The organism is Methanobrevibacter sp. (genome assembly GCF_045130115.1).
Lineage (GTDB): Archaea > Methanobacteriota > Methanobacteria > Methanobacteriales > Methanobacteriaceae > Methanocatella.
Genome location: NZ_JBGUPC010000055.1, coordinates 1 through 12677, shown reverse-complemented (window position 1 = coordinate 12677; position 12677 = coordinate 1). Strand labels below are relative to the sequence as shown.

The window sequence follows — 12677 nt, the reverse complement described above, 5'->3', positions numbered from 1 at the left end:
ATTAAATATGCATCCAAATGTAAAATGCATTTCGTAATATTCTAGTTATCCACCAAGTATATATAAGTTATGTTACTGTATTGATACCTGAAACAGAAAAAGAAATCAGATACTATCTTTTAAACTTTATAGTTCTTTTAATAGTATCCTTGCCATAAGTCACTTTATAAGTGTATTTTTTACCTGCTTTAAGCTTTTTGTAGACACTTTTTTTAATTGTAAATGCTGCAACGCCTTTACTGTTGGTTTTAACCTTAAATGTCTTCTTGTTGAACTTCAAGGTCACGACCTTGTTTTTAAGGTACTTGCCGTTCACTTTCCTCAAGCTAACTTTGATTTTAACCTTTTTTGATGACTTTTTGACATTGATGTTTTTTGCTTTTATAATGGATTTGACAACAACCTTATTTTTAACAGAAACACCACCATAGCTGGCTGTTATAGCATATGTTCCCGGCTTGAGATTTATTTTAAAAGAGGCGTAACCGTTCTTATCGGTTTTGACACTATACTTTTTACCGGCGATGGTGATTGTCACTTTCACACCTGCCCCAACAGCCTTGCCACTTGAGGTATAAGCTCTGACCTTGAAACACTTGTTTTCACCATAGTTCTGGGTTAAATCATTATTATTCATCAATCTGTTGAATATAAAAATTGAATTGTATGCAATCTCACCTGTTTTTGGGTTGATTGCCTCAATAACATACCTGCCGGGATTCAGGTTGATGTTCAGCCTTGAAATGCCGTTAGGAAGAGTTGTTGCAGTAAATGACCTATCACCAATCCTGAAAGTTACCTTGAAATTGCCTATTGCCTTACCTTCACAGTCAAGGAATACTGCAAAGTATTGGGATGATGTACCATACTGTTTGGTAACGTCAATGCCCGATACGGTTGATTTTACTTCAACGGACACATTCAAATCCTTAAAGCAATACCTTTCAGAGCCATTATACCTTATTGATGCTGTGTAGTTTCCGACATTTAAATTAAGCTTCAGATAAACCTTGCCTTCACCATCAGTTGTAAGCTGATATTCCTCATTGTTTAGTTTAACATGGATGATTTGATTTTCCAACGGGTTGTTGCTTGCATCGGTTAAAAGGACTTCTAGCTTCTGATTTCCTTTATAATACATTGTGATGTTATGTGAAATCAGAGCAACATCAATTATCTCATCAACCCTAAATGAACCACTTGTGCTTTGAGATGTGTAATTTTCATTGCCTTTATAGAATGCCTCATATGAATAGACTCCGATTGGAAGTCTACCAATGACCAGATTGCCTTTGCCGTTGCGTATGACCACATTATATTCTCTAGAATTGAGTTTAACGCTTACAGTACCATTCAAACCCTCATCATTTGAAGTTAATCTAACACTGATGGAAACCCTCTCATTTACCACCACATCCCTGATTTCAACAGATAATCTGGTTTTCTTTTGAGAGATATTGATTATGTAAGTTGTATTTGACGGATTGTAATTGTTATCCCCCGGATAATATGCCTTAACTGTGTATACTCCAGTATCCAATGGTGAAATGTACCACAATGCTATTGCCTCATCAATTTCCTTATCCCTTGAAGTGTAATATCCAGGCATGCTGAATGTAACATGACCTGATGCTTTAGGCGAGAGATAGGCATAAATCAAAACGTTTTCACCAAGTGCAGCATCCGCCTGTATGAAAATTTCAGAATCCGCTTTGGATACTTTAAAGCTGGTGGAATTAGAAGAACTGATATAATATGTATCCCCATTATAAATGACAGTCAGATTGTAAATGCCAGCATTTAAATTATCCAATGACAATAGTGCCTCACCGTCAGCAATTTCTATTGTTTTTGTGATGTCTCCAATTGTAAATGTCACGTTTCCTGTTGCGTTGCTGTCCAGTTTAGCAGAGACATTGAAAGCATCACCATAAGTTATATTAGCCAATTCCAGAATTACCTCGCTTCTTAAATCCTTGATATAAAAAGTGGAATTTAAAGAATTCGGATTATAATTTCTATCACCATCATATGTAATATTGATAATGTGGTTTGCTCCACCGATATTAGGTACAAATAAAACCGCCTGATTATTTTCAATTTCAACAACAGTTGACTGCCCATCCAAAATAAATATTACATTACCATAAGTGTTATCAGACAGCGTCAATGTAATGTTTGCATCCTCACCAGAAATTACATTACTGACCGCCAAATCAAAAATTGAATCAGCCTTATCAACCTTAAACATAACTGATTTGACTGTTGAGTTGAAATAGTCATTAGTATAAAATGCATTTAAACAATAATCATCAGCATCAATATAAGAAACAGTTATTTGTGCTTTTCCATCACTTATATTAACAATTTCACTGAAAACACCATCAACTGTAAAATTAACACATCCTTTGACGTTTTTATCAAAACTTGCAGTAAAAACCAAAGGAGTACCATAAGTCTCATTAGTAGCAGTGAGATTAAACAAGATCTTTTTAACTTCCAGACTATTGGTTATTGTTTGATTTTTATAACTTGCAGTGATTGTATAATTGCCTTCATTTAAGTTTAGCTTAATGTATCCATAACCGTCATCATCGGTAGTGACGTTATACAATATGTTTTTGAAGTTTATTGTTACAACTCTTGACGGCAATGGCACGCCGCTTGGTTCAATCAGTCTGAATGTGTAGTTAAAGTCATTATGTTCATATGAACTTACGTTTTCACTCATCAGTATAAATTCATCAGCAACACCAATTGTAGTGTTCCAGCCAGCATCCGCCCAGTAATCATCACCCTCATAATAGACATAAATATAATTAGTTCCCTTATCGTAATTGACCGGGAAATTAGCCTCACCATTGGTGAGATTCAAGCGATAAACCTTATAATTAATATAAACACTGACTTCACCAGTACAGTTCTTATTACCAGTTTTGACAAGGATGTTTCCTTTAAAAGTGATTTCATTATAATTCACTTTTACATTTAATGTTGTCGGATATTTCAATACACTAAAAGAATGGCTTGAAACGGCTTTTGAAAACTTGGCATCACCGTCAAAAACCAGCTTCAGATTATAATCCCCTGCCCTAAGGTTAGGTATGGTAATGTTTGTAGTAGTGTCATTTAAAAATATCAGATAATTATTGCCGTTAATATTTAATATAGCTTCTCCTCTTAAATCATCCGGATTAACTGTGATTTTAACGGTTTGAGTTTCACCTAACATAATGTCCGGCGCTGTGATATTAAATACCGGTTTGTATTTCTTGATTTTTAAAACACCACTGACATTAGTGCTTTTGAAATAGGCGTTTTCCACATAAGATACTGTAATGTTGTATTCACCTTCACCAAAACCTGTTAAAGCTATCCTATTTTCCTGATTATCATATAAGTATATTACCTTTTTTCTTATGCCGTTAATGTATAGCACTGCAGTTGACTTGGAACCCGCAGGATCTAAATTGACATTGAGATAATAACTTTGATCTATGAAAAACTCAGGAATGGTTAAGTTCATGTATACGCTTCGTTTATTAACAGTGACTTTTGATGAATAGTATGATTTAAAATAATTACTTGATCCATTATATGATACTTCAAGGTTGTAACTTCCAGGATTTAAACCGTGTATTGTATAATTTGCATGACCATTTATGAGTGTAATATTATATACATTACCACTAATAAAAATCAGCACTACACCGTCAGGATTCAGATTATCCTCACCCCTAACACTAACATCAATAATTAAATCATCCATATAACTTAAATTACTGTTTACATTAACATCAATGTTTGTTTTGATTTTTCCCACATCAACCTCAACGATTTTGGAAAAATCATTCAAAACAACAGGAACAAAATACAATCCTTTAACGTGAGTGTCACTGAAAGTATAGGTAAGCTGATTAGCGAAAGTATAATTCTCCTCATTGATTTTAATATCTGTTTCAGGCACTAAATCCAAATTCAAAGTTGCATGTGTATTAGTTATCCAATTAATTTGAATATCACTTGATTTGCCAATGTTTAAAGCAGAATATTGTGGTGTGATGTTTAAAACCAGCCATGAATTTACCTTCTCATCTAAATTTAAGGCACCTGTGGCATATGGGTTTTCATTTGAGCCCCACCAGTTGTTGTCCAATGATATGATTTCACCGCTGGAGATATAAACATCCTTTGACACTCCTTCAAAAGGAGCATTTCCCAAAAAGAGATTATAAGTTAAATTCAATTCACCTGTACTGTAGATTGTTGGTGAACCTCTACTTGGAATTGAATACACGCCAGTGTTGTTTCTAAAAATGTTGCTATATGCTGTGAAGGTTCCTGCATTATAAATGGCACCATAAATATATTGGAAATTAGCTTTGGAGACAACATTATCCTCAACTATGGATCGGATTAATTTGAAGTTGCCTGTATTATATATTACTCCTCCTCGTGATTCCTGTGAAGAGCGGGAATTGGCAATTAAAGTGTTATCAATTGTCAAATCACCATTGTTGGCAATTACACCACCATATGAAAAATCATCACTCAAAGATTTTAAAAATTCTGAATGATTGATTATTAGTTTTCCGTTGTTGTAGATACTTCCACCATAGGAGAACAATCCTGAAGTGGAATGAGCGATATTTGAGATGAATTTTGAGTCTATTACTGTTAAAGTACCACTGTTACTTATTGCACCTCCATAAATGTTTTTATTGTTGTTGCTGTAGTCCAGGACATTGTATTGGAATGTGCAGTTGTCAAGTATGACTTCACCGCTTCTGATTTCAAGAGCAGATCCGTAAACTGAGTCAGGATAATTAATACCGTAAGATTCAGGAGACTTATATGCATTAACAAAGACCATATTTTTAAAAGTGACCTTAGCATTACCTGTAACTGTAAACAAATAGTTTTTGCATTCACCATCAACAACCGTGTTGTTTCCAATGAAATTTACTGATTTATCAATGATTACTCTTGTGTTTTTATCACCGGCATATGTGTCGCTTGTTAAATAGATATCTGAACCGTTATCTGCATTATCAACTGCCTGACTAATTGATTTAACAGGACTTGTAATGTTACCGGTATTTAAATCATTACCTGCTTGATTATCAATATAAATTGATGAATCATGATTTATATCCTCCAATTCCATCGTATCATTCACTTCAGCACTTACTGCTGAAATGCTTAATAATACTGTGAATATGAGGATTATTAGTATTGTTTTTTTGAAAATCTTTAACACCTCAAAATTTATCGCCAATATTTTAAATTATGTTAAAGATGATATATAAAAATATTGAAAAAAAGAAGTATGATTAGTCAAATTTTTTGACTAATCGAAATTTGAATTTTTACGTTTATATCCCGCAATTATTAAAATCAATGCAGCAATCACATAAAATATTGAAGGTATAAACTCACTTTTGGTTAAATCTTCAATTTCATATGCTTTTTTAGAAACACCTGAAGACCCACCACCAGATTGTGACCCTCCGACTAATGATTGAGTGCCTGCATCAGATGGAGTTGCATCAGTATTGTTAGACACTATATCTGATGAAACAGCAGTTGTAGCCTGTGATGATGAATTACTATATGAGTTGGAATTACCATTATCATGGGAAATTCCATTGTCAGCACCATTATTGTTATTGCTACTGCCTTTATCCTCATTAATTTTTCTATCACCATCACTATGTCCTGTTGGATTATCAATAATTGTTTGAGTATACATTTCACTATTCTGTGAAGATGTACCTGGAATTATTGGATTATAAACCGGTTTGTTGTTATTGCTTACAGGATTAATGCCTGATCCATCAATAACATTTGAAATACCCTTATTATTAACAGGAGTAATATAAGAATATTCCTCACCATTGTCCAGATTATTGTTCAGATTTGCAAAGTAATCAAAAGCCCTTATGACCTGATTGTTTTGAAAATTGATATTGTCATGTCTTGACAAATCACCATAACTAAAACCGTCATAGCCGTTTTTTGCATTTTCATTATAAGAGACTAAAAGATTATTCGCCACAGTCGAATCCTTGGAATCCAACAGATACACAGACTTGTAACCGTCACTGAATACAGTATTATTCTGTATACTGTAGGTATGGTCGCCGTCTGTGGACTGGCGGTAACTTACTCCATAAATATTATCGTCAATGTTTACCGGACCGACACTGTGCACTTCAATGATATTGTTTTCAACAGTTGAATTGGAATCCTGGGTTTCCACACCTGCAACCAAAGCCCATTCATGAGTTCCTGCAAGACCTGTAACGTTAATGCGATTATAGGTTATTGACAATTCCGTATTTCCATAGTAGTTTTGAGAGTAAATCCCAATGTTTGGACCGTTGGAAAATGAATACAAATCATTTCTTGTAATGTTCACCTTACTAATTGGTCCTGAAATCTGAATAGGATATGCAGTTCCTGCAGCCAGCCTTCCACCGGTCGTTACAATCGAGATATCATTATTTACTACAGTTAGATTATTTAAATTATAAATATCCATTCCGTATAAATAATTGTCAAGACCAGGATATGTGATAAAATCACTCATATGAATAGAGTTATTAGCTATCAGTGCATTATCACACTTACTGATCAGTAAACCATCTAAAGTAGGATACAATGAATCTTGTCTGTAATTAACCTCTGAAATAATAGTATTGTTTATGAACCTTAATTTATTGCAGTTTTCAACACCTACTGAAAGTACAAAGTCTGAATCCAGGCTAGTGCCATGAGCACCATGATTAACATCCTTTAAAGGCAAGGATGTTGTGATTGTGTTGTTTTCCATTAAAGAATCCTCATAGTTGATTACTTTTATGGCACAATTATAAACATTAATGTCATTGTTGTGGCCTTCAAAGTTGATTTTAGAGTTAGTCAGTCTCAAGTTCCTTGAAGACATCCTGTCGCCAACACCGCAAATCGCATAAGCCTCACAATTATAAGGCACATTATAGTTGATGTCAAGATTATCCAGATATATATTATTAGTATTGAATATTATTACCGCACCATCATTATCGCTTAAATCACAATCCAAATCAAACTTAAGATTTGACATTGAAACATTATCTCTGCAGATATCAAAAACTGTGTTTTTGAAAACCGCCCCATCACCTTTAATAGTGATATTTTGAGCATTGATTGACAACTTACCTAGATTACTGAAAGTGCCCTCAAAGACAAAATCCATATTGTCATAATCATCTTCCAGATTACTGTCTTTGAAATATGTGGCGATATTTTCAGGAGTAATATAGATTGTCTTATTTTGATTTACATCCGGTTCATCAGGCACATCGGGAATATGTGGAACTTCAAGAACAGAATCACTGACATTGACATCTGCCTGAGAATCATCTGAAATATCCTCAAGAGCCAGATTATCAACACTGATACTCTCTTGAGAATCATCAGCCACACCAATATCGCTTGCATGAACCGAAGATAATGCCAACAATAACACCAATCCTAAGATCAATTTCTTCCAGATTACCAAATCACCTCCTAAACTTTTAAATGATTAAATAAACATGATAATATTAAAATAATAGAGGAGTGAAATCCTCTATTTAAATTTTATAGTCTTTTTCACCTTGTCTTTACCGTAAATCACTTGGTACGTGTACTTTTTACCTGCTTTAAGTTTTTTATATATGCTGTTTTTAATGGTAAATGTCACAACGCCTTTACTGTTGGTTTTAGCCTTGAAGGTTTTCTTGTTGAACTTCAAGGTTATGACCTTGTTTTTCAGGTACTTTTTGTTAACTTTACTTAAAGTAACTTTGATTTTAACAGTTTTAGCTGACTTTTTAGCATTGATGTTTTTGGCATTTACAATGCTTTTAACAGTCACGGTATTTTTGGTTACTTTACCATTGTATGATGCTTTTATTGTGTATTTTCCAGGTTTGGCAGCTATCTTAAAGCTTGCAATACCATTGCTGTTGGTTTTGACATTATAGTTGGCTCCATTGAAGTTAATCTTAACTGTTTTACCTGAAAGTGGAATATTGTCTTGTGTAAGTTTTAGTTTATAGTAGGAATTGCTAGTGTATAAAACAGTAATGTCATTTCCTTTTAAAACAGTTAGGGCAGGCTTAACTGTGAAGCTGACAACACTACTGGTTTTATTAAACCTCAAATCACCACTATAAGTAACATTAACATTATAACTGCCTGCAGGCAAATTAGGAATAACTTTAACTATAACCCCCTCTGCAATTGCCTCATTATAAGTAACTCCATTAACAGCAAATGAAACATTGCCTGTTGCCTGGCCATCCAATTTGATAGTGATGAGAGTATCTTTACCTTGAGTGCTGCTTGATACTTTAACATCCAAAGAAGGATTTTTCAAAGTACTCTTAGATAATGCAAAGACTTTATTATCCTCAGAAGTTACATAGATAACACCATTCTTATCCATAACTGGAGAGCCTATGATTTTGGATTTCAAATCTGATTTCCATAAAACATTACCTTCTGATGTGATTTCATAAAAGAGATTATCACAGCCAAAGTATAAAGTAGTATTTAAACCAATTAAAACACCAGAAGTAACGTTTAAATTGGAAACCAGATATTCTTTACCGTTATTTACCAAATCATACTTGTAAAGGTTGCCTTTGGAATTTGTAGCATATAGGAACTCAGAATCTGAAAACAATTGATTGCCGGCACCACCAGTTATCCTGGTTTTCCACAATTGAGTGCCCTGAGGATTATATGCAACAATCACATCACCTAAAACAGCATAAATACTATTATCCTCACCAACCACCGGTCGGACATTTTTAAAATCACCAGTGATAATGGAATTTGATCTTAATGTTTTGGCATCAATTATTCTAAGCCTGCCCTCACTTAAAACGACAATAACATTTTCGTTTAATGTTGGTGAAGCCAGAGGAGTATATTTGCCAAGGTCAATCAAGGTTGGATTTCCTCCACCTTCCCATAACCTATATGGAATCTTAACAAGATTATAAGTTCCCGTTTTTGTTTGATATTCACTTACAATATAAATATTTGCATTGGAATCAATTACCGGAGCATAGACACTTGATCCCTGATACAAGTTGGAAGAGCCATACTTTTCACCGCTGCTTTGGTTAATGAAATACAATGTGTCACCGGATTTAGGTGCAATTACAACATCACGACCAATACATGTTCCTGAAAAACTGCTTTCACGAGTATCCGGAACAAATACATAATTCAACACACCATCTGGAGTGAATGAATAAATATTATCCTTAGTTGCAATGTAAATGTTGCCATTACTGTCGATGGTTAAATCTCCTGCAATTTCCCCATCAATTTGAACACTCCAGATGATTTCACCATTAGTTTGTGATTCATAAATTGTCTGATGAGTGTTTTGTGTGTTTGCTCCATTATCTGCCCATTGAGGGGATTGATATTCACAAACTTTAAATTCAGTTGTATTGGAAACTGTAAAGTAATTATTTCCTTCATAAATTGCAGTGAATGTGTATTCTCCAATTTCCAAATCTTCCATGACATATTCAATATTTCCTGAAATTGGTATTGTGATTGTATCCTCACCGATGGTGAAAGTACCTGTTGTTTTTGCTGGAACAATGATTTTGATAACAGCATCTTGACCAATCATAATATCACTAGCACTAATGGAAAATGTTAAATTGCTTTTAGCAATTGTAAAAACAGATTCCTCTGTTTTATTGAAGTATGTATCATCACCAGTATAGAAAACAGTGATGTTTTTATTAACTCCCGCATCCAGATTAGCTATTGTGATTTGGGCTTTGCCTCCTGTAACACTTGAAGTATTTGATACACCATCAATAGTTACGGTTACATTACCTGTTGCATTAATGTCATATAAATTAACATCAATGACTGTTATTTCACCATAAGTAATGTTATCCACCTTAATATCCATTTTAGCTTCAATATTGTCAACCTCTATTTTAATGGAATCTCTGCTTTGCAAGTATTTATCATTACCATTATAAATTACAGTAATAATGTAGTCTCCACGTTTAATGTTTTTGATAGTGTAATTTACCTTAGACTCATTTAATGCTAAGGTTACAACTTTATTGTTAATGTAAAGTGAAATATTACCTGTTGCATCATCATTTGTTGAAATTGTGATAATTAAGTCTTTGTCAACTTCAATTTCACTTAAATTGACTTTAACAAATGAATCATACTTATTTATAGTAACATTAGTTATTTTTACTTGTGAAGAATACTTCTGATTGCCCTCATAATTGACAATGACATTGTAATTATCTGCACTTAAATTACTGAAAACAAATTTCATGTTTGAAGTTGTGATTTCTTTAACTTGAGTGATATTTCCAACAGTTAATGTCATATTACCAGTTGCATCACGCGGAACAGTAATTTGAATAATTAAATCCTCACCCACCAATATATCAGATGTTTTAATACTGATATTTGGATTGGATTTTAAAAATTCAAAGCTAAGAGAGGTTCTGATATCATTATAACCAGCAATTAATGTTGCATTTTCAAAACTGGTTAAAGTAAATATGACCTTTGAATTTAATGGAGTAATATTAACATTTGTTATTCCATTAATTGGATTTAGATTTAAATTGATTTTTGGTAAACTCAAATATTTAGTAATATTTAAGTAAAAAGCAAATTCTACATTTGCAAATTGATTATTTTCCAATTTACTTTTATCAGATAATGCTTTTAGTATTAACCAGTTGGCAATATTTAAATTAATTGGTTTGATTTGATTTTCCAAAGTGCTACCCCACCAGTTATAATCCAAAACATAATTAGAACTACCTTGAATAACTTCAGTATTGTTTAATAAGATTGAGTCTTGAATGCTGGTAAAACCATTATTCATAACAATAAGATTATTATTTGTAAAAATTGACTTGGAAATTACAATTGAATCCCCTTCAATAAGTCCAGATACTTTATTATGATTGAAAATACAATTCTGAACTGATAAAGTTGAATTATTCCCTTTAATGAAAATATTTCCACTTAAATTAGTGATTTTCAGATTTTTCAATGCGAAATTATTATTAGTTAAAAATGAAGTAGCACCTGTTAATGTTGCATCATTTTCACCTTTTAAAGTTAAATCATACTTTATAGTTAAATCAGATTCATTGTATTGTCCATCCAACAATATTATATTTTTATAGTTTACTGCTAATTCTAATGCTTTTTTAATTGATTTAACTGGAGTATTCCGGGTTAATCCATTGTTATTGTCATTACCTTTATTTTGTGATACAAAAATATACTCGCGAGTACTTGTTATTGTAACTTCATTGGATTTGCAATTAGAGATAGTTGGGATGACATAGACTCGACAAATATCCAAATCACCAAAATCAACCGTGAACTTAGTAGTGTTAACTGTCTTTACATACTCATCATTAACATAAACATCATAACATGTCTTTTCTAGAATGTCTGATTCATAATAACTTGGGTTTGACAATTTGGTAGTGACCTGTAATGTAGCCTGATCATTACCTTGACTAAGAGTTTTTAAACTTAAAGTGGAAAATTCAATAGAATTACCAATATAAGTATTATTAGCAATATTTAAAATTGTACCTATTACACGGACATTTAAAACATCCCCTGCGCGAGTATGATTAATAAAAGTATTATTTACAATGATTACATTAGGAGAACCATACCCCTGCATTTCAAGAGCACAGATAGCAGTACCAATAGACGCAGAATTAGCAACAAATACTGTATTTCTAACTTCTAAGGAACCTTCATCCATAAATGAAATAGCACCGCCACGACCAGTACCCGTAGTAGATAACTCATCTAATCCCCAGCAATTGTTATTGTTATCTTTAAACAAACATCCATCAATATAAATTCTAGGAATTCCACTATATTTACAAGCACCTATTGCACCACCACCATTATTAGTAGTGCAGTTATTGCCTTCAAAAGTGGTATTGTAAATATTTGCTATGTTATAAATATATAGTGCTCCACCATTCCATCCAGCAACATTATCAGTAAAATTACAATTATAAATATTGGTAACACCCTCACCATAAGTTGTTATTCCACCAGCCCATGTAACAGAACGATTCTTGTAAAACTTAGTATTATACATGGTAAGAGTACCCCAGTTCATACCACAAGTCGAATGCTCATAACCATAATTATTGTAAAAATAACAATCTCTCATTATCATTTCCTGATTGCTTGAAACCATAACACAAGCTTTAGGAACATTACAATTAACAAAAGAGCAATTTTTTAAAACTGCTTCCCCTTTTTTAAGATATACAACTGAACCTGCACCCACTACCGTGTCAATAGTATCGAATGTACATCCTTTAATTAAAGTAGTACCTCCACTACATAACTGCATTACAATACTATCAGGTTGTTTAAAAGTATGAATCCATTTGAAAGTAATATTTTCCAAAATAATATCAATAGCAGTACCTTCAGCAAGAATTGGAATATATGTTATGTATCTACTATTGCTTTCATGATATATTCCCCCATCAGGAGTACTATCTCCAATATATGATCCATTACTTCCAATAATTTTTACATTATTGTTAATTTTTATTTGATAATTGGAATCCTTAGGATTAGTT

At 32.9% G+C, this 12677-nt stretch carries 3 protein-coding genes; all 3 read right to left on the bottom strand.

The features are described 5' to 3' along the window. Nucleotides 1-112 precede the first annotated feature (112 nt). Nucleotides 113-5179 (bottom strand): Ig-like domain repeat protein, encoded by a 5067-nt coding sequence (locus ACJMML_RS09505; RefSeq protein ID WP_405307087.1) that lies wholly within the window; start codon nt 5177-5179, stop codon nt 113-115. A 171-nt stretch (nt 5180-5350) separates the two neighbouring features. After that, complete coding sequence (locus tag ACJMML_RS09500) at nt 5351-7546, bottom strand: right-handed parallel beta-helix repeat-containing protein (RefSeq protein ID WP_405307086.1); 2196 nt, start codon at nt 7544-7546, stop codon at nt 5351-5353. A gap of 69 nt (nt 7547-7615) precedes the next feature. Next, nucleotides 7616-12677 (bottom strand): Ig-like domain repeat protein (locus tag ACJMML_RS09495; RefSeq protein ID WP_405307085.1); only part of this gene is annotated, 5062 nt, incomplete at its 5' end.